At 34.4% G+C, this 21822-nt stretch carries 18 protein-coding genes and 1 pseudogene; 6 read left to right on the forward strand and 13 right to left on the reverse strand.

The window, feature by feature from the left end:
- Window positions 1-14 precede the first annotated feature (14 nt).
- Window positions 15-2765 carry a YfhO family protein gene (locus J4O15_RS07745; protein WP_208100338.1) on the reverse strand — a complete coding sequence of 917 codons (2751 nt, stop codon included), beginning with the start codon at window positions 2763-2765 and terminating at the stop codon, window positions 15-17.
- Between the two features lie 133 nt (window positions 2766-2898).
- Here J4O15_RS07745 and J4O15_RS07750 point away from each other — a divergent pair, with 133 nt between their 5' ends.
- The 3 genes from J4O15_RS07750 (at window position 2899) to ilvC (ending at window position 5434) form a co-directional block, all read left to right on the forward strand.
- Complete coding sequence (locus J4O15_RS07750; RefSeq protein WP_208100339.1) at window positions 2899-3702, forward strand: class B sortase; 804 nt, start codon at window positions 2899-2901, stop codon at window positions 3700-3702.
- Between the two features lie 159 nt (window positions 3703-3861).
- Window positions 3862-4359, forward strand: coding sequence for an acetolactate synthase small subunit (gene ilvN, locus J4O15_RS07755; RefSeq protein WP_208100340.1), 498 nt, complete (start codon window positions 3862-3864; stop codon window positions 4357-4359).
- Between the two features lie 55 nt (window positions 4360-4414).
- A complete protein-coding gene (gene ilvC, locus J4O15_RS07760) occupies window positions 4415-5434 on the forward strand; it encodes a ketol-acid reductoisomerase (RefSeq protein ID WP_009218576.1) in 1020 nt (339 codons plus the stop codon).
- Between the two features lie 46 nt (window positions 5435-5480).
- Here ilvC and J4O15_RS07765 read toward each other — a convergent pair whose 3' ends face one another.
- From J4O15_RS07765 to J4O15_RS07795, 7 genes are all read right to left on the reverse strand, one after another.
- Window positions 5481-7649, reverse strand: coding sequence for an RNA degradosome polyphosphate kinase (locus J4O15_RS07765; protein ID WP_208100341.1), 2169 nt, complete (start codon window positions 7647-7649; stop codon window positions 5481-5483).
- Window positions 7650-7666: 17 nt separating this feature from the next.
- A complete protein-coding gene (locus J4O15_RS07770; protein WP_208100342.1) occupies window positions 7667-9184 on the reverse strand; it encodes a Ppx/GppA phosphatase family protein in 1518 nt (505 codons plus the stop codon).
- Between the two features lie 13 nt (window positions 9185-9197).
- A complete protein-coding gene (locus J4O15_RS07775) occupies window positions 9198-10472 on the reverse strand; it encodes an ATP-binding protein (RefSeq protein WP_208100343.1) in 1275 nt (424 codons plus the stop codon).
- 22 nt (window positions 10473-10494) lie between these two features.
- A complete protein-coding gene (gene pheA, locus J4O15_RS07780) occupies window positions 10495-11475 on the reverse strand; it encodes a prephenate dehydratase (RefSeq protein WP_208100344.1) in 981 nt (326 codons plus the stop codon).
- Window positions 11476-11490: 15 nt separating this feature from the next.
- Entirely contained in the window at window positions 11491-12234 is a 744-nt protein-coding gene (locus J4O15_RS07785) for a lysophospholipid acyltransferase family protein (RefSeq protein ID WP_208100345.1), read from the reverse strand.
- Between the two features lie 18 nt (window positions 12235-12252).
- Window positions 12253-13731 carry a cardiolipin synthase gene (gene cls, locus J4O15_RS07790; RefSeq protein ID WP_208100346.1) on the reverse strand — a complete coding sequence of 493 codons (1479 nt, stop codon included), beginning with the start codon at window positions 13729-13731 and terminating at the stop codon, window positions 12253-12255.
- A 213-nt stretch (window positions 13732-13944) separates the two neighbouring features.
- Complete coding sequence (locus tag J4O15_RS07795) at window positions 13945-14148, reverse strand: hypothetical protein (RefSeq protein ID WP_243762012.1); 204 nt, start codon at window positions 14146-14148, stop codon at window positions 13945-13947.
- A gap of 60 nt (window positions 14149-14208) precedes the next feature.
- Between J4O15_RS07795 and J4O15_RS07800 the strand changes: the two genes are divergently transcribed.
- The 3 genes from J4O15_RS07800 to J4O15_RS07810 are packed head-to-tail and all read left to right on the forward strand — an operon-like array spanning window position 14209 to window position 16517.
- Window positions 14209-14394, forward strand: a complete 186-nt coding sequence (locus tag J4O15_RS07800; protein ID WP_208100348.1) for a hypothetical protein — start codon at window positions 14209-14211, stop codon at window positions 14392-14394.
- Window positions 14395-14454: 60 nt separating this feature from the next.
- A complete protein-coding gene (locus J4O15_RS07805) occupies window positions 14455-15648 on the forward strand; it encodes an IS630 family transposase (RefSeq protein ID WP_208100349.1) in 1194 nt (397 codons plus the stop codon).
- 20 nt (window positions 15649-15668) lie between these two features.
- Window positions 15669-16517, forward strand: a complete 849-nt coding sequence (locus J4O15_RS07810) for a hypothetical protein (protein WP_208100350.1) — start codon at window positions 15669-15671, stop codon at window positions 16515-16517.
- Between the two features lie 39 nt (window positions 16518-16556).
- Here the strand turns inward: J4O15_RS07810 and J4O15_RS07815 are convergent, their stop codons facing one another.
- From J4O15_RS07815 to J4O15_RS07835, 5 genes and pseudogenes are all read right to left on the reverse strand, one after another.
- Window positions 16557-16823 (reverse strand): hypothetical protein, encoded by a 267-nt coding sequence (locus J4O15_RS07815; RefSeq protein WP_208100351.1) that lies wholly within the window; start codon window positions 16821-16823, stop codon window positions 16557-16559.
- Window positions 16824-16852: 29 nt separating this feature from the next.
- Window positions 16853-17098, reverse strand: a complete 246-nt coding sequence (locus J4O15_RS07820; RefSeq protein ID WP_208100352.1) for a hypothetical protein — start codon at window positions 17096-17098, stop codon at window positions 16853-16855.
- 299 nt (window positions 17099-17397) lie between these two features.
- Window positions 17398-18133, reverse strand: a pseudogene (locus J4O15_RS16455) (transposase); the annotation flags it as partial.
- A gap of 178 nt (window positions 18134-18311) precedes the next feature.
- Entirely contained in the window at window positions 18312-20903 is a 2592-nt protein-coding gene (gene clpB / locus J4O15_RS07830; RefSeq protein WP_208100353.1) for an ATP-dependent chaperone ClpB, read from the reverse strand.
- Between the two features lie 169 nt (window positions 20904-21072).
- A complete protein-coding gene (locus tag J4O15_RS07835) occupies window positions 21073-21675 on the reverse strand; it encodes an alpha/beta hydrolase (RefSeq protein ID WP_208100354.1) in 603 nt (200 codons plus the stop codon).
- Window positions 21676-21822: the final 147 nt, after the last annotated feature.

Below are 21822 nucleotides of genomic sequence, written 5' to 3' on the forward strand. Positions count from 1 at the left end.
AGTCTTAAAACTCCTTAAAATTCATCATAAAAATCTTTAAAATCAGAATCAATATCTTCGTTTTGTTTATTAATATCTAATTCTTCTTTCCCGGATTTTAATTCGACTTCATTCTTTAATTTATCATAGTATGTAGCCGGAACATTATCCAAGTCTATTTCTTCCATATCAAGTTCATCAAATTCCACATCATCGATATCTATTTCTTCAAACTCGTCAGAATCATAAAGCTTTTCTTTTTTTCCAAACTTTTCCAATATATTTTCTATTTTCAGGCTTCCGTTTAGTATAAACTTTCTTATAAGGAATATAAGCAGTAATATTGCCAATGATATGACACTTATTATGGCTCCCTGTAAAATACCCATACTTCGGTATACAAACTTTATTTCATGTTTCCCCTTTTCAAGTTCCAATCCGATAAATGCATCCATAAGTTTTATTTTTTCGGTCTTTTGTCCATCCACATATACGCTCCATCCCTCATCATATGGAATAGAAGTAAATAATGTAGTGCCTTCAACCGTATGCACTTTTCCAACCAGCTTTGTATCTGATATTTTGCTCAAAACAAGAGGGTTTTTATTAAGTATATAATAAAGTTTTTTCAATGAGTCAAAATTCACTCTGTATACCCTTGCATCTATTGAATCTTCACTGTCATCATTATTTACGATACGCCCGCTCTTTCCTCCTTCCAGAGTTCCAAGTTCCAGTATATAATGTCTCTTCAAATTCTTAAAAGGCTTTTTTATTTTCCCGTCATCAAAGTTAAACTCCACCTCATCAACACTTGGATTAGTTACATATGCATAATATTCACCATCTTTATCAGTCTCAAAATTTATAGCGGTGGTATTATTTATTGTTTCAATTTGCTCAAATATATCAGGCAATCCGTATACGGCAGCCAAATCATTTTGAACATCTATGGGATCTCCAAGATTTAAATTCCATTCATCGCTAAATCTCTCATCCACCATATATCCAAGTGGCAGAGTGTATGGATTTTCATATAGATAACTGTTTCCGGATACATCTAACAATGTAATATTGGGATTATGACTCTCCTCACTATATATTGCATATTTTACCGCAAATAACATATCAAGCAGAGGAGTCTCTCCTGTAATCGAATAGGCATTTGTAGATGCCTCATTTCCGAGTTTTTCAAATAAATCACTAAGTGATGCATCTGCCGTTGATGAAAATAATGAAACCGATTTAAAATTCATCCATGCACCGTCATCTTTTGTTTTTCTGGTTACCTTGTCGATACGATAAAAATCATCCATCGGTAAATTTTTAATCAATGCTCTTACATCATTATTATCAAGTGTATATGTTGTCCTATTTATTGTAGTAACACTTGTTAAGGACATATTTATACTTGACTCTATTACCACAATTGCCAGTGCAATAAGAAATAAGTTTGTACTTGAAAATCTGTTTTTCAAATACATATATATGATTAAAGCATATATGGAAATAAAAATCATTGCCGCATAAAATACTGCAAAATGAAAATCTTCATTGGTTACTATTTTTTGAGCCAGTAAAATATACATCATGGTAAGGGCAAAAGCTGTTCCAAGGTCTCTTGCAGTATTTACTCTGAAATTTTCATAAGCTCTCGCAGACATATATAGTATCAGAAAAATATATATAAAACTCTGTCTTGCAGGCAATGAGTTCGGATAATGAAGCCCATGCCAAACATAATTTAATACATTGATTGAAAAGCCCGCAAGGAAAAATACTATAAGTGATATATAAATAGCCTTTTCTTTATTTGAAATCTTTTTATTTAATACATACAGTGTAAATAATAAAAATACTCCTACACCACAAAATATATTCGGCCAGTGGTCAAGTTCTGTCTCTACTTTTACATTCCCCATATGTCTGGCAATCATATCAAATATTGAAAAATAAGAGTTAAATGTGGATGGAAAATTAAAATTTCCGGATGCCGTATGTTTAAGTGCATATATTTCAGGTAATAAAACCAATGCGCTTAACCCTCCGGCAAGCAGCGAGTACAGGGCAAATCTAAGTGAGGAAAGTATAAACTGATTTAATTTATTCTTTCTTTCCATAAGCTGTAATGCGAAAAAGTATATTACCATAAAAATACAAATCATTATTGAAATATAATAATTTGACAATATGCAAATTCCAAGACTGAAGGCATACAAAAATCCGCTTCCGGTTTTCACCAACTTTTCAATACCGAGGCATACTATAGGAAAGAGTATAATACAGTCAAGCCACATAATATTCCAGCTATATGCTGCTATATATCCCGATAATGCATAAAATATACCAAAAAAGATTATACCTGTTTTTTCATTTCCTTTTTTTGATAAATAGTATGTAAAACTGAGTCCGGACAATCCTATCTTTACTACAATCATATATGTCATAAATTCTATAACATAGGCTTGTGGACAAAATATAATGAGCCAGTTTAGCGGGCTTGCCAGATAGTATGCATATAATGCCGAGAAATTTATTCCCATTCCTAAGTTCCAGCTGTATAATAGTGAGCCTCCACTGCTCAATTTATATCTAAACTCTGAAAAAAACGGAGCATACTGATGATACATATCAGTTCTTAAAAAACTCTGATCCCCAAATGGAAATATTCCTCTTTGTACAAATATTAATATCATTATAAATACAGGTATTGCAAAGGATAAAACGAATATAGCCTTTTTACCAAGTATTGTTTCTTCATTTTGATTCAAATTTAAACCTTCCATTTTCTTCCTCCGAATTCTCACTAATTATATAATTATAGTTGAGGTTATTTTTTAAATCAATCTAATTCATAAGATTTATATACAATAGTAAAAAAAAATGCTATACTTCTACCTAAAAGTTATTAGGAGATATATGAACAAGAAATTTTTTTTACCGGTTTCGGTTTTTATAATAGTACTTATAGCTATTGCTGTTATCCTTAATATAATAAATAGGAACAAAAAAGTTGAAACAATCATTGAAACTGTAACAGAAACCACCACAGAACCTGAGACCACTACAGAGGCTCCTACAAAAGCCTATGAAGCAGATGAAAATTATAAAAGAAAAATAGATTTTACTTCACTTAAGGAAACAAATCCCGATGTTGTCGCCTGGGTATATGTACCCGGTACAGTCATAGACTATCCGGTTTTATGGAAGGAATATGATATAGATTATTATCTGCACAGGGATATAAATCATAAGGAATCCTATTATTCCATATATATGGACGGTTACAGCAATGCGGATTTCTCAACACTTAATAATATAATTTACGGTCATCATATGAAAGACGGGCGGATGTTTACCGATATCACCAAGTTTAAAAATGAAGATTTTTTCAAAGAGCATAGAATGATATATATTTATACACCGCAAAAGACTTATAGGCTGAAAACCTTTGCGGCCTTGTATTCCGACTCGGCTCCTGAAAGAAGGCAGACATATTTTGATGATATGAACTATTTCCATGAGTACATTGACAGAATGACAAATAAATGTACTTACAGAGATATTCCGGCAAGTGGTATTGATAAAATATGGTCTTTTATCACCTGCTCCTATGAGGGTGATGATACCAGAACCATTCTTTATGCATATGAATTAAATGATGATGACGAACCGCAAAGATATGATCTTGCCGATATCGACTTTGGAGAAGATCACAGATAAATTCTTAATTTTTGATGATATAACTTTTAGTTATAGGTATTATATTATTTAATAAATTGACATTTATCATAATGGTGCTATAGTAAAGTGCAAACCAATATGATTTTATCGTTTTGTTTCAAAACTTTTATACTACTACTTTTAATATTGGGAGGTAATATGAGACGAGTATTTTCACTTATTGTAGACAATTCCGTAGGTGTGTTAAGCCGTGTATCCGGTCTGTTCTCAAGAAGAGGTTATAATATAGATTCTTTAACTGTAGGGCAAACATCAGATCCGCAGTTTTCCAGAATGACAGTTGTTTCCATAGGAGATGAGGACACACTTGACCAGATTGTAAAACAGCTTAGAAAACTTGAGGATGTAAAGGATATCAAAGTTTTAGAGGAAGGCAAGAGTGTTTTCCGTGAAATTATAATGATAAAGGTAAAGGCAAATGCTTCACAAAGACAGGATATTACAGCACTTTGTGAGATTTTTAGAGCCACCATTGTTGATGTGGCAAGGGATTGTCTGACTGTTATGCTTACAGGCGATAATTCAAAACTTGAAGCATTGTCAAATCTTTTATCCGATTATGAGATACTGGAATTAGCCAGAACAGGACTTACCGCACTTTCCAGAGGCAGTGAGGATGTTGTTCTTTTTAATTAATTTAGCGGTTCAACCTAAACAGGGTTAATCATATATGTTTTTAGGAGGTATTTAAATGTCTAAAATTTATTATCAGGAAGATTGTAATCTTTCAATGCTTGAGGGTAAAACCATTGCTATTATCGGCTACGGCAGCCAGGGACATGCGCATGCATTGAACTTAAAAGAAAGCGGATGCAATGTAATAGTAGGTCTTTATGAAGGCAGCAAGTCATGGGCAAGAGCCGAGTCACAGGGGCTTAAGGTTTACACAGCGGCAGAGGCTACAAAAAAAGCTGATATTATAATGATTCTTATAAATGACGAATTGCAGGCTGATTTATATAAAAATGATATTGAGCCAAACCTTGAGGAAGGCAATATGCTTATGTTTGCTCACGGTTTTAATGTTCACTTCGGTTGCATCAAGGCTCCAAAGGGTGTTGATGTTACAATGATAGCTCCTAAAGCTCCGGGACATACTGTTCGTTCAGAATATCTTGAGGGTAAGGGAACACCTTGTCTTGTTGCAGTAGAGCAGGATGCTACAGGTAAGGCACTTGAACTTGCACTTGCTTATGGTGCAGGTATTGGAGGTGCAAGAGCAGGTCTTCTTGAAACAACATTCCGTACAGAAACGGAGACTGACCTTTTCGGTGAGCAGGCTGTTCTTTGCGGTGGAGTTTGTGCCCTTATGCAGGCAGGTTTTGAGACTCTTTGTGAAGCTGGATACGATCCGAGAAATGCATATTTTGAATGTATCCATGAGATGAAGCTTATTGTTGACCTTATCTATCAGTCGGGATTTGAGGGAATGAGATATTCTATCTCAAATACAGCTGAGTACGGTGATTATATCACAGGACCAAAGATCATTACAGAGGATACAAAGAAGGCTATGAAGAAGGTCCTTTCAGATATTCAAGACGGTACATTCGCTAAGGACTTCTTACTTGATATGTCTACAGCAGGTCGTCAGGTTCACTTCAAGGCTATGAGAAAGCTTGCAGCAGAACATCCTTCAGAGAAGGTAGGTGCTGAAATCAGAAAGCTCTATAGCTGGAATAATGATGATGAGAAACTTATAAATAATTAATTTTTCAGATATAATTTCAGCCACTGCTTTTTGCAGTGGCTGTTTATTATTCACTCTTCATAGGTACAAATGTTCTTCCGGTATCCAATTTATTTATTTTACATTCATTTTCATATATCTGATTCGCTTCCTTGATAAAAATAGACTGTGAGTTCTTCTTTGTACTTCCTGTTCGTTTTACCTTTTCATATCTGTCATCGGGTAAAAGTATTGAAGCCTTTACATTATCTTCAAGTTCTACATCCAGATAATGCTTAATACTTTTTATTATATCCTCATCTGCCACCGGGAAGACTATCTCCACCCTCTTTTCCAGATTTCTGTTCATCCAGTCGGCACTTCCAAGGAAAATCTCCTCATCATTATCTATCCTGAAATCAAATATTCTTGCATGCTCTAAAAATGTTCCTACAATTGATCTTACAGTAATATTTTCGGATACACCCTTTATGCCTACTCTCAGACAGCATATACCTCTTACAATCAAATCTATCTTTACTCCTGCACTGCTTGCAGAATATAAAGCCCCTATAATATCCTTATCGGAAAGCGAATTCATCTTGGCAATTATTTTTACATCTTTTCCGCTCTTTGCCGCTTCCTCACATTGATTTATCTTCTTTAAGAATATATCCTTCATCCAAAGCGGTGCAACAACCAATCTCTTCCAAAACGGCGGTTCGGAATACCCGCTTAGCATATTAAAGACTGCTGTGGCATCTTCACCATAGCTCTCTCTTGCGGTAAACATACCAAGGTCCGTATAAAGCTTTGCAGTGGAATCATTATAATTTCCTGTGCCAAGATGTACATATCTTCTTATACCGTCCTCTTCACGCCTTACAACCAATGTAATCTTTGAATGTGTTTTTAATCCTACCAGACCGTAGATAACATGGCAGCCCGCCTTTTCAAGCATCTTAGCCCAGTTTATATTATTCTCTTCATCAAATCTTGCCTTAAGCTCTACTAAAACCGTAACCTGCTTTCCATTATCCGCCGCATTTGCAAGTGCCTTGATTATAGGTGAGTTTCCGCTGACTCTGTAAAGTGTCTGCTTGATTGCCAGTACATCCTTGTCGGCTGCAGCCTTAGCCACAAAATCTATCACCGGATCAAAGCTTTCATAAGGATGTGAGAGCAAAATATCCTTCTTTTTTATCTCCTCAAATATATCTTCGCAATCTATAAATCTGGGGTTGCTTACAGGAATATGCTTTTTATCCTTTAATCTTTCAAAGCCTTCCAGTGAATATATCTTCATCAAAACAGTAAGATCCAGAGGTCCGTTTATTCTGAATATATCCTCCTCTCCCACTTTTAATTCATTTTTTAGAAATGCTAAAAGACTTGGATCCGTTCTCTCTTCCACTTCAAGCCTTATAGCCTCTCCCCATTGCCTTTTCTTAAGCTTTTTCTTTATTTCCACCAATAAATCAAGCGCCTCGTCTTCGTCCAGCTTAAACTCTGCATTTCTCATTACTCTGAATGTCGCAGCCGATATTACCTCATAGTTTAAGAAAAGTTTATCAATATTTTTTTCAATAATATCCTCAAGATAAATAAGCTTTCTTTCATCAGACTCTGTAGGAATCTCCACAACTCTTGGAAGAACTGAAGGCACCTGTACCATGGCAAAATCCATATCGCCGTCTACATTACCAAGATATACATCCTTTTTCTTCTTCTTTGCTGTCTCATCTTTTCTCTTTCTTATCAATGCCGCAATATTTAATGTTTTATTTCGTACAAGAGGGAACGGTCTGGATGCATCCACAGCCATGGGCGTAAGCACCGGATAAACAACCTCATCAAAATACTCATTTATAAAAGCACTCTCTGAAACTGTAAGTTCATCCTCATGACTTACAATATGCAATTTTTCTTTTTTTAAAAGAGGAAGAAGTGACCTATTATAAATCTCATACTGCTTCTTAACAAAATTATGGGTTTCTTTTGCCAAAACATTAAGCTGTTTATCGGCACTCATTCCGGAAATATCTTTTTTCTTATAGTCGGCTTCCACCATATCCTTTAAAGAAGCAATTCTTACCATAAAAAACTCATCCAGATTTGATGATGTAATACTTAAAAATTTCAGTCTTTCAAAAAGCTTTACATCATCATCTTTTGCTTCATTTAAAACTCTGATATTAAACTTTAACCAAGACAGCTCTCTATTGGTAAAATATTCCACATTATCAAACTTCTCCATAAAACTGCTCCTTTCTATTAAAAAGTCCTAACTTGTTTCAGTATAAATTCTATTCCAAAAATTTCTCTAAAAAAATCCTTATGAGAATTAAAACTTAGTATTTCAAGGCTTAAATCTCCCATATAACTTATCTCAAGTAAAAGTTTATTATCTCTAAGATTTATTGAAAAGTTTTTCATCTTTTGCTTATGGGATTTGTCAAGTGCATTTGCCATTTGCAGTATTGCACTTAGCTTTGCCAGCCTTATATCTCTTTTATTATAAATATTTTCCTCGGTACTTATATTTGATATCTCAGCCACCAGCATTCTCTCATCATGAGATATACCTATAATCTCTCCCGATGAAATAATATTATAAGTTGCCATAGCACTGTTTTTCATATTTATAAACTTGCCTATATTGTGAAGAATGGCGGCTATTTGTACAAGCAATCTGTCTCTTTCCTTTAGACCGCTAACTTCTTTTATGGCATCAAATATAAGCAGGGCATTTTTTTCCACTACTATGGAATGTTTGCTGTTACCTCTGTATCTTTTTGCAATATTTTTTGAAGAAGCTATAATATCCTCCTCAAAATTATGTCCTGCATTTATAATTCCGCTTTTCTTTGCATATTCAGCCGCAATTCCGTCTATCAGCAGAGTTCCGGGCATCCATATCTCTCTGGCATTAAATAAATCAAAAATTCTTTGGAAAATCAATATACTCGGTAATATCATTTTGGCATGATTTTTACTGACTCCAAGTATATTTTCTATCTCCTCCACGCTCTTATCCCTTATCTTGTCAAATAATGTAATGAATCTTTCATAATCAATTATCATATCGCCCGAATCATGATCCATATATTTAAAGACATACATTAAAGGTTCACCGATTCCTATAATTGTTTTTACCTTTTTATTTTTTAAATATATTTTCTTAAAGGTATTCAAATCATTATCTATAAGTTCTGTTAAAACATTATGCTTTTTTTCGGTTATATTATCTATCTCATCCACCATCTCTCTAAGTCTTAACACCCCTAGAGAAAGATTTTGCGTACTTTGTATTGCGCCATTGTCATAAAGTGTAAGCTGCATGCTGCCAAATCCCACATCAGCAATAGCTGTCCCGCTTTTTATATATTTTTCAAAGCGCTCTCCCTTTGAATCAATAGACATATAGCTGATAAACCTCTGCTCCGAATTTGATATTATATTTATATCTATTCCTGATTTTACCTTTATTTGATCAAGTACCTGCATATTGTTTGATGCTTCTCTCATAGCACTGGTAGCATATGCTCTGTAATCCTCTACTTTGTATGAATCCATTATCTTTCTAAAATCCGATAAAATATTGCAAAGCTCATCAATCATCTCATAGCTTATCTTACCGTATTTATAGGTATCACTTCCAAGTGCTATAGTATGCTTTACATAATCAACTCTTTTTATTCCCGACTTACTTGCTATTTCATAAATTCCAAGTTCAAGCTCAAATGAACCTACATCAATAGCCGCAAAATATTTGATCTCGCTCTTTTCCATACGCTCTCCAAGTCTATTCCCGACCTTGTAAATAAATTATAAACTGTGTTGCACTTCTTCCTGACATTCCTCCATGAGATAATTCCCACATATTCGCTCTTGCCAGTATCTCTTCTTTTTCCATATTTATATTATATTTTTTAGCCAATGAGAGTACTATATTATTAAATTCTTTTTTATCCGGTGAAGAGTAATAAATCTTTTCACCAAATCTTGCAGAAAGCGAAAGTTTCTCCTCCACAGTATCACGCCTGTGAATCTCATCATCTGTTTCCGTTTTATCCCTGAAGCTTTCTCTTATAAGATGTCTTCTGTTGCTTGTAGCATATATCAGTACATTTTCCGGTCTTCTTCCAAATCCTCCTTCCAAAATCGCTTTTAAATATTTATATTCCAGTTCCGATTCCTCAAAACTTAAATCATCCATATATATTATAAATTTATAATTTCTGTCCTTAATCTGCTCCAAAATATCAGATAAGTATCTGAACTGATGCTTATAAATCTCTATAATTCTAAGCCCCTTATCATAATACTCATTTACAATAGCTTTTACACTTGATGACTTGCCTGTTCCCGCATCCCCGTATAAAAGACAGTTATTGGCAGGTCTGCCCTTTATAAAATTCTCGGTATTTTGTGCAAGCTTTCTCTTTTGATTTTCATATCCTATAATATCATCTAAATATACATGCTCGACTCTTGTAATGGGTATAATATTTGCGGAGTTTAAATCATTACTTTCCTCTATACGAAATGCTTTATTTAAACCGAATTTACCCACTCCGTATTCTTTATAAAATTCGGTAACAATATCCTTAAAATCTTCATCAGATTTTGCAGAGGCAAGTTGCTTTGACAATTTTAATATCCTGTCTCTTACTCTTGTATTTACAAGCTTTGACTCTCTGCCGTCTCCCTGATAATCATATATCTCCTTTAAAAGAAGATTGTCAATACTCGGTATAAAATCAAACAGCTCTTTAAATATTTTAAAATCATGTAATGCAAAAGTATTTATACTGCCGGCTGTTTTACCGATTATTTCTGTCGCCTTTGAATATACATTCTCATGATATGCCAGTACCAGCGATAAAATATTTTGCCAAAGGTTTCCATAAAGACCGTACTCTCCCGCTATTTCAAGTAGACCGGATATAGTTTCTCCGATATTGCTACTGTTTTTATCCAAAGCGCAAAATGCTCTTACAGTATCCTCAAACTTAAAATCTCTATATAGTATCAATTCATTAATTTTTAAATTTTTATATGATTTTATACTGTACATATCTCTCCTTTTTGTAAAAAGACTAAATGCTCTTATTTGAACAATAATTTCCTAAAACCTTTAAAAAAGGTACTTTTTCTTTCAGTATCTCAAGTACATTTGAAACATTGGGTGAATTAAGATTCCCCTCAATATCGATAAAAAACCTGTACTCAAAAGTCTTTTCAGGTATAGGTCTTGACTCAATCTTTACCAGGTTTAAACCGTTCAGTACAAAAATACCCAAAATATTATAGAGCATTCCCTTTTCATGCGGCAGTTCCAAAATAAGACTCAGTTTATTTGAACTCTCGGAAAAAATCTTCTCCTTACTGAGCACTACAAATCTTGTTGTATTATTTGAATTTCTGTTAATACCCCTGTCTAAAATCTTTAAATCATATAGATTTGCGGAAAGCTCTGAGGCAATTGCAGCCTGTTCCTTACTATTATCATCTTTTACTTTTTTTGCCGAAACTGCAGTATTTAAAAAACTTACCTGACTCCAATCCGTATGCTCTCTAAGATAAGAGGCACATTGCATAAGTGCCTGAGGATGTGAGTATACTGTTTTTATATCTTCTATATTAGCATCCTTTGTTCCAAGAAGACAGTGACTTATATGCAAATCATATTCCGCCACAATAACTACATCCTTTTTTAAAAGCAAGTCATAAACATCTGTTACAATTCCTGCAGAGGAATTTTCAATAGGTACTACACAATAAAGTGCATTCCCATCCAGAACTTCCTTTATCGCATCTTCAAAAGTATTTACATTCTCTATATTTATATCCGGAAAGAGCTTTTTTGTAACTATATGTGAGTATGCACCTTCCACACCTTGATAAACCACCTTTTTTATATTAAAGTCCCTATATTCGCTGCATTTAAAACCTATATCCGCTTCCTCATATCTTGACTTTGATATAAGTTTTGAAAGCTCTCTTTTTTTATCAATAAGTTTCAGTATATCTTCATCTAAAGTATCAAGCTGTGACTTTATTTCTTCCAATTTTTGCATACCGCTCAAAATTTCCTATCTATTTTCCTTTGCCATATTTTCAAGCATATTTACTATCTTGTCTCTGGTATAAGCTCCAAGTTTCTTTTTTTCCTCATCCGAAAGCTCAGATATAATAATCGGCTCTCCGTATTCCATTATAACTTTACTGCTCTTTATAAATGGCAGATGCTTTTCCCATATCTCATAGGTACCGTATATAGCCACAGGAACAATGGGAACTTTACCCTTTTCAGCTATCTTTAATGATCCTTCTTTAAATTCTTTTACATCTGTTACATCAGCATTTAAGTTTCTTGTACCCTCCGGACATATCCAGATTGAAACACCCGACTTTACTTTCTCCACACCAAGTAGTATCGTCTTTAAACCCTGTTTTATATCCTCTCTGTTTAAGAAAAGGCAATTTATCAAATCCATCCATTGCCTTAATAAAGGCACATTTATCATCTCATATTTTGCTACAAATCCGATCTTTTTATATGTATAGCCATACCCCGCAAGAATATCAAAATAACTTCTATGATTACTTACAAACAGAACTCCGCTGTCATTTGGTATATTCTCTCTTCCTCTGACTTCCACTCTTGCCCCTGAAAAGAACAATAAAAGCTTAAATATATTTCTTACCATTGTCTGTGCAATACTCGATGAAATATCAGATCTGAATCTTTTTACCAGTAATAAAATAAGCATTACCGGTATAAAAAATACCAAATATATAATAAGGCTAAGTGCCACCAAAATAAATCTTATCATTTAAATCTACCTCTTATTCTATAATAATGGACTAAGGAGTCTGCTTATCTGTTCTTTAATTCTTTGAACAAGTGAGCGATTCTTATACATACTTAATGTGTACTCCTTTGAATAATAAATATCCCTCATAAAATTATCTTCAAGCTCAACAGCCGCCTCCTCATCATAAATCATGGCATTTACTTCAAAGTTCAGCTCAAAGCTTCTTATATCCATATTTGCGGTTCCTACACATGCCACCTTGCCGTCTGCCATTACAGATTTTGCATGTAAAAAACCGTTCTCATATGTATATACCTTTCCTCCGGCTTCAAGAAGTGTTCCTGCCCAACTCAAAGTCGCCGAATATACAAAGGGATGATCCGGCATACATGGTATCATAAGCCTTACATCAACTCCCGATCTTGCAGCAATATTGAGCGCACTCATAAATGCATCATCAGGCACAAAGTATGGCGTATGTATATATATATGATCCTTTGCACGGTTTATAATCTCTATATAATTATCCCTTATAAGCTTGGTTTCCGAGTCGGGACCGCTGGATATTATTTGCATCCTTAAGATATTATCATCTTTATCGGGTACAAAATCCATTTTCTCCAATTGTGTAAAATATCTGTCATTTACAAACAGATCCTCTTTGGTTGCATATCTCCAATCCAGTCCAAATCTTAATTCAAGCCCGTTTACAGCTTCTCCGACTATTCTTAAATGTGTATCCCTCCAATGTCCGAACCTTTTTGAACCGTCCACATATTCTTTTCCGATATTAAAGCCTCCGACATAGCCTATTTTACCGTCTATTACCGCTATCTTTCTATGGTTTCTGTAATTTATACGAAAATTTATCTTTCCTAAAGTCGCAGGAAAAAAGGTGCCTATTTTGATACTATGTGCCTTCATATTTGCCAGAATCTTCTTTGACATAAATCTTCCGCCCATTCCGTCAAACAGCACTCTTACCTCTACACCCTCATCAGACTTTTTGATAAGCTCCTTAACAATTTTTAAAAAAAGATAATCCTGCTTTATAATATAATATTGCAGATGAATATATTCCTTTGCATTCTTTATATCATTAATCAATGCATCAAATTTATCATTTCCGTCTTTAAATATATCCATTGAATTCTTCATAGTCATAAGAGAACCTCCTGATGACAGATTGTATTGCATCAGTCTTTGGTATTCCTTTGCATAGGAATCATTCATTATATTTTCATTACTTGTAAAAAAATCCTCCTGCTTTATAGCGGCTTTTCTTATTCTGTCATCCAATGTCTTCATCTTAAACATCTTAGACTTCCTATAATCCTGTCCTATCAACAAATATAGTACTATTCCTATAATCGGAAGAAAATTAAGTACTAAAATCCATGTCCATACTGTCCTCGGATCTCGCCTTTGAAAAAAAATAATTACAATAGACAATATTAAATTCAGATAGAATAAATGAACAAATCCTATTTGACCTGTTCGTAAAAAATCAAACATATAACTCCCGGTATATTAATTACAGAGCTAAATATCGCATTATTCCACACTTAGCAACTGTAATCATCAAATTATTTGTAATTTTCTTTATTATATCACTAATTTTTCATTATACCACTAATAGAATATTTTTACATACTAAAAGACTTATTTCTTGTATTTATTGGATTTTAGAGGTCCTTTTGTAGGAGTAATGTACGAACTAACTACTGTTTACTGCAATGATTCCGACTTATTGCCCGCATCATCAAGACCTTCAGCCACACAATATCCAATTACGCTTGCACCTGCCATAATTAAAGCTAATATTTGAGACGCAGTACTTTCGGTGCTGCCTCTGTCAATTATTAACACACTTACAAAACTTGCTATAGATAGCCATAATTTTCTACTCGTTAACTTCCTTTTCCAATCCATAATAACCTCCATTTATTTTATTTATTTTGTATGGTATACTTACCTAAAAGGAGACAAAATATGAATAACTCTATTGATATAAAGCCTATGGATATGGCTATTGATAAAACCAAATATGAAAAACTAGACATTGGTAGAAGCGAAATAATAAAAATTATCGAACCATTTATACGACAATTGCCAGACATAATACTAGACAAAGCATATACTTTTACATTACCAACTAGTATATCATTAATTAAATAACCGACACAAATAATTATTCTATGGTATAATAGGATTATTCTAAAAAGAGAGGTGCCTATTATGCCGAGAAAACCAACTTCCTTAACTCTTAATGAAGGCGATTATGAATACCTACGAACATTGATCAAGCAAAGAACCATACAGGCTCAAGTAGTTATCAGAGCTCATATATTGTTGGACAGATGTAACGGAACTCCAATTCGTACTATTGCACAAATATACGATATAAGTCCTTCTACCGTGCAACTATGCATCAAAAAATATATGGACGGCGGAACCAAAAGTGCATTATTTGATACTCAGCGTCAAGGTCGCCCTGTTGAGATCACGGATGACGCTGTTGCCTGGATTATAGATATTGCTTGTCAGCGTCCTGCTAATCTTGGTTATGCACAGGAGCTATGGACACTTAAAAATCTACATCAGCATATTCAGACTCATGCAGTCGAGGCAGGTTACCCACGTTTGGAAACAATAACAAAACCCATGGTTCAAAAAATACTAAAAAACTCTGATATAAAGCCTCACAAAATAAAGTATTACTGCGAAAAACGTGATCCTGAGTTTGAGTCCAAGATGCATGATGTACTGTTGGTGTATAAACAGGTGAGCATGCAGTTCGATGAAAACGGTCAGCTTATTATCCCGGTAGATGAACCGATGGTACATACAGTATCCTGTGACGAAAAGCCGGGAATACAGGCTATTGCCACTACAGGAGATGATCTTCGCCCTACGGTCGGAAACGGTTGTGTGATGCGAGATGCTGAATATAAGCGTCTCGGAACCTTATCACTCCTCGCCGGAATAGATCTGCTAACAGGTGAAGCAATCCCTTATGTTAGCACAACACATAAAAGTTCTGATTTTATAGAACTACTTAAAAAGCTCGATGATCGTTATTCTGAAGGAGATATCATCCGCATAGTATGTGATAACCATTCAGCGCATAAATCAAAGGAGACAAGGAACTACCTTGCTACTCGCCCCGAAGGAAGATTTGTATTTGTGTTTACGCCTAAGCATGGGTCTTGGCTTAACATGATAGAAAGCTTCTTTAGCAAAATGACGAAACAGATGCTCAAAGGTATCAGGGTAGAATCAAAGGAAGAGTTGGAGCGTCGTATCTACCTTTACTTCGATGAAGTCAATCGAGAACCGGTCGTTTATCGTTGGTCATATAAAATGGATGAAATTAGCGTTGTCGAAGCGATTGAAGCAGGAGTTAAAACCAATGAAGTTTGTAACAGTTAATAATTATTCGATACACTAGTATGTCTGAATTGCTTAACGACATCACAGATAGTCGACATCTACTTGTAAATTTAATAAATTCTGATGGTGCTAGCAACATTCTTTCTTTAGTTAAACTTCGACCTAGTATGATGTTATTTTCTACTTTAGCCATAGCATCTATCAAGATGGTTATGAACGACCTTGACTCCAAGCTAAGTATAATTAGTGGTAAACTGGATAAGATACTCGAGTTCTTATATGGCGACAAAAAAGCAGAAATTATTGCTGAAATGCAATTTATTCGTTATGCATATACCAATTTTGAAAGTATATTTAAAAACGAAACACATAGACTTGCAACTCTTACAAATGTACAAGCGTCTAAACGAATCGCCATGAAAAATATAGAATTTTATTTAGCAGATTTAGATACTTATAGCCATAAAAACACTAAGAATGATAACGAATTAAAAAGATTATCAGAGGACATTCTTAACATTAAAGATAGTCTTGAGCTCTCAGTGGAGTTGTTTTTCAGTAGCAGTGTACTTGAAATTTATTATTCTGATAACCACGATAAAAGTTATATAGAAAATACCATAGCCGAAGTAAACGCGTATCTCGAAGAATGTCATAGACGAAACCTAAAAGATATAGCTTTAATGGCTGGAAGATGGGAAGCTGTTTTTAACAAAGACAGTAAAGGATTACCCGTTCCTTTACCGAAGCCCAAGCAGCATACTCCTAACCCATTCAGTGACGTTGTAGAGTCCACATCTAGAAGAGAGACAATCAACATCAGCAAGAAAATCTTAGATAATATACAAAATCCTATAAGAGAATATATTGTTACCGAGAATGGTGATGTATATATTCCAAAGCAATAAAAAACAGAGCGACTTTATAGTTGCTCTGAATGCCGGTATTTATGATGCAATTTTCGTCCTTTTAAATCCATTTATTATGTCTATCTCTATAACGTCGCCGTTGTCCACGTGCTCTGCGTAGTCTACTATATGTATTATGTATATACTACCGTCAGTTTTTTTGATAGCCATTTCGCCATAACTGGGATGATTCTTTGTTCCGAACACATACGAATCGTTTATCTCTATCATCCTTGTAATTTTATCTTCGGGGTTTACACTTATGTGTTTATCCATTATTTCATAGGCTTCCTTAGCTGTAATCATGTCACTAGCTCCTTTAATAAGAATTAGTATTAATCAATAGTGTTTATATCTATTTCAAAGTTATCGTTATTATTTACATGCTCTGCATAATCAATGATGTGCATAATATATACTTCACCATCAGATTTTCTTACTGCCATGTGCCCATAACTAGGATTGCATTTTGTACCAAACACGAATGCTTCGCTCGTCTCTGAAAAATTAAGAATCTTATCTTCTGGATTTTTACTTATATATTCATCCATTATTTTATACGCTTCTTTAGCTGTAACCATATTATTAGCTCCTCTAATAATAATTAGTATTAGGATTTATCAAGAGTGTTTATATCTATTTCGTGAACATCTCCAGATTCAACGCATTCTGCATAATCTATAATACTCATTATATATACTTCACCGGTATTCTTATCTACAGCCATTTCGCCACAGTCTGGATGTTCTTTTACGCCAAACACATATGCATCTTTGGTAATTGCACAATTTATAATTTTATCGTCCGGATTTTTGCTTATATGTTTATTCATTATATTATAAGCGGTTATAGCATCTATCATTACAATCTCCTCTTCTCCTCCGTCAGCAATAGCCATAAGATTTTTCTGAAGCTTAAGTATTTCAATGGGCGAGCAGTTATCAATCTCTATAATACGGTTATTAGATAGCTTTTTATATTTTGTAATCTTTCTTTTTCTGTTCTTTTCAATAACATCTCTAACTTTATCAATTCCGTCAATTACAAACATTTGTGCATTTCCAAGCCCGTATTTCTCACTAAAACTATTATCTTGTAAAAAAGAATTATAGTTTGAATAAAGCTTATCAATAGAATCCAATAGTACTGCCGGATGATAATTAATGCTTCCACGCTATACAAAAGTATAACGATTAGCATTAGCTTCTATTTTTGTTCCATCAATAAACAACTCTTTTAATGTTACAAGCCCTTCTTTTTGTAATCGTCTCATAAACTGATAGTTTAGATTATCAAGGATATCTGAAGTGAGTTTTTTACCTTTAAATTCATAAAAAGCATCTCTTTTAGGCTTTCTCCCTTGAGTAAGCCGGATAAAAGCAATATCTCTTTCACATAAATCTACAATACGATCGATTGAGCGTATTCCTCGCATATTAGCATAAGTAATAACTGCATACATCATAATCGGGTTGTACCCTGTTCTTCCCTTATTCGAACAATTTGCTAATAGTCCGGAAAAATTAAATCCTCCATAACTTTTTTAGGGTATAGAATGGATCGTCATCGGGTAAACTCAACTCATAGAAGCTAAAGTTGATTTTCTGTTGACCTATTTCAAAAAAGTCATTATAATAATTAACCGTGAGCGTAGTTACATTATAACATGTAACGGAGAAAGATGGTTATCGTTAGCCATCTTTTTTTATGTAAAAACTTAGGGAGGTGTGACTCATTTTGAGCCACACCTCCCTTTTTTATGACTATAATTTCCCGACAGCCCCTTTATAAATTCTATTTTTTTACACTTGCCGTCAGCTCATTATAAGGATCAAGGTCAATATATATTATATCCTTTGACTTTAACTCATTATCTGAAAGGATGAGCTTTGCAACCATAGTTTCTACATTTTTTTGAAGATATCTCTTTAGAGGTCTTGCACCATATGCGGGATCATAACCCTTCTCAATAATAAAGTCTTTGGCTGCATCACTTAATTCCACCTTGAGCTCCTTGCTCTCAAGTCTTTCATTAAGTTCATCCATCAACAGATTGATTATATTTCCTATATTATCCTTTGTAAGCGGCTTAAACATAATGATTTCATCAAGTCTGTTTAAGAACTCCGGTCTGAAGCTGTTTCTAAGCTCTGCATTTACCTTTTCTCTTGCTTCCTCACTGATATCACCATATGTATTGATACCCTCAAGCAAATATCCGGAACCGATATTTGATGTCATTATGATAATGGTATTTTTAAAGTCCACAGTCTTACCAAGTGAATCTGTTACCCTGCCGTCATCCAATACCTGCAATAACACATTAAATACATCCGGATGTGCTTTTTCCACCTCATCAAACAGTACAACTGAATAAGGTTTTCTTCTTACAGCTTCTGTAAGCTGTCCACCCTCATCATATCCCACATATCCCGGAGGTGCTCCGATAAGTCTGCTCACGGAGAATTTCTCCATATATTCGCTCATATCGATTCTTATCATATTGTTTTCATCATCAAAGAGTGCCTTGGCAAGTGATTTTGCAAGTTCTGTTTTACCTACACCTGTAGGTCCGAGGAAGAGAAATGATCCTATAGGCTTTGAAGGATCTTTTATACCTGCTCTGGAACGTATTATGGCGTCTGTTACTTTTTCAACCGCCTCATCCTGTCCTATTACCCTCTCATGTAATGTATCACCTAGATGCAGAGTCTTTTCTCTTTCGCTCTCACTTAGTTTTGAAACAGGAATGTTTGTCCATCTTGAGATAATTCTTGCAATCTCTTCATCTGTAACAGATTCACGAAGAAGTCTGAGGTCTTCTTTTTTAACCTTTTCCTCTTCAATCTGAAGCTGTTTTTGCAGCTCAGGCAACTTTCCGTATTGAAGCTCTGCAGCTCTGTTAAGGTCATAGCTTTGCTTTGCGGCATTTATCTGTCTGTTGACCTCATCTATCTCTACTCTGAGTTTAGCCAGACCTTCAACACTTTTTTTCTCATTTTCCCATTTTGACTTTGCCTCATTAAGCTCATCATTTACTTCAGCAAGTTCCTTTTGCAAAGCTTCAAGTCTTTCCTTTGAAAGATTGTCATTCTCTTTCTTAAGTGCAGTTTCTTCTATCTGTAGCTGCATCTGACGTCTTGACAGTTCATCTATCTCTGTAGGAACGGAATTAAGCTCCGTCTTTATAAGTGCACAGGCTTCATCCACAAGATCTATAGCCTTATCAGGTAAAAATCTGTCACTTATATACCTGTCAGAGAGTACAGCGGCACTTACCAAAGCACCGTCGGTTATCTTAACGCCATGATAACTCTCATATCTTTCCTTAAGTCCACGAAGTATGGATATAGTATCTTCTACAGAAGGCTCCTCTACCAAAACAGGCTGGAATCTTCTTTCAAGTGCAGGATCCTTCTCAATATACTTTCTGTACTCATCAAGTGTGGTAGCACCTATACAATGAAGCTCACCTCTTGCAAGCATAGGCTTTAGCATATTTCCGGCATCCATGCTGCCCTCGGTCTTACCTGCACCCACTATTGTATGAAGCTCATCTATGAAAAGAATCGTCTCTCCATTTGATTTTTTAACTTCATCAAGTACTGCCTTTAATCTCTCCTCAAACTCACCTCTGTACTTGGCACCTGCAATAAGAGCACCCATATCCAGTGCAAAAAGCTTTTTATCCTTCAAATTATTAGGTACATCTCCTGCGACTATTCTACCTGCAAGCCCTTCAACTACGGCAGTCTTACCTACACCGGGCTCCCCTATAAGTACAGGATTGTTCTTTGTTTTTCGGCTAAGAATCCTTATAACATTTCTTATCTCGCTGTCTCTTCCGATAACAGGATCAAGCTTTTGAGCTCTGGCACGCTCAACAAGATCATATCCGTATTTATTTAATGTATCATAGGTAGCCTCAGGATTATCGGAAACCACTCTTTGATTTCCTCTTACCTCTGAAAGCACCTGCAAAAACTTATTCTTATCAATGCCGTATATTCTAAAAATCTGTGCTACATTAGATGAAGGATTCTCCAAAATATTCAGAAAAATATGCTCAACAGAAACATATTCATCTCCCATACTCTTTGCTACATCCTCTGCTGTAATAAGTACCTTATTTAAATCATTACTGATATAGGTTTTACCGCCACTTACCTTTGGAAGCTTTTCCAAGGCGGACTCTACTTCATTTCTGAACTCGTTTTCATTGATACCCATCTTTTTAATAAGATTAACTATCAATGAACCGTCTATATCTAATAGTGATGCCAATAAATGTATTTGTTCTATTTGCTGATTGCCATGAGTAGCGGCAACCTTCTCCATATTTTGAACCGCTTCAATGGACTTTTGCGTAAATTTGCTAATATTCATTATATCACCACCTTTATTTTATCTTTGTTATATATGTACTATAACAGATGATTATTTCTTTGTCAAGTTTTTATTATCAATTTTTTTTATAAACACGCTATTTTGTATATGGAAAAACAGCAAATCTATTGAATTTGCTGTTTGTTTCTTCTACGTATTTTCTTACTTATCAAATGTTGCTTTTAAACCATTTATCTAAAAATTCCATTTGCTCCTTTGTATGAAACCAATGTTCTCCCCCACTCATAATTGTCAGATTTGTATTTGTTTTTTTAACAAAATTATTTATTGTGTCAATGGATGTCATAGTATCTTTCTCACCATAGAGAACTTCTGTAGGTATATTCCAATTTATAGTATCTTTTATCACATAAGTCAGATACTCCCATGACAATATTTCTCCAAAAGAAGTTTCTATTTCCTTTTTTATTCTAAGCTCTTCCTTTGACACATTTTCTGATATCATCATATCTAAAATCAATCTTTCCATATCCACAATGGGAGATATTAACATTGCTTTTTTAATTTTTTTATCAGCTAAAGAAATCAAAGAAAAATATGCACCCAGGCTGTTTGCAATCAGCATTATTTTATTATATTTTGATATAAGAGAATCAAAATAATTTGAAAACTCTACTTTTGCATCCCATGGTTTTTCTGATTTATAATTAAATCCTATAATATCAAAACCATCATTAAAAAACTTCCTGTAATATTCGGCTTCTTTTGCACTTCCACCTTTCCCCGGAACATAGATAATTGCATTTTTCATTTATCACCTCATAAGTCTAATTTAATAAGCTTTCTTAATATCTACCCATTATTCGCTCATATAATATTTTATAATAGTCACTCAAGTATTTTCTACCTATTTCAACAAATAACAAGGGCGTGAAAATATTAAATCATTTTCACGCCC

The organism is Lachnoanaerobaculum sp. Marseille-Q4761 (genome assembly GCF_017565785.1).
In the GTDB taxonomy this organism is placed as follows: domain Bacteria; phylum Bacillota; class Clostridia; order Lachnospirales; family Lachnospiraceae; genus Lachnoanaerobaculum.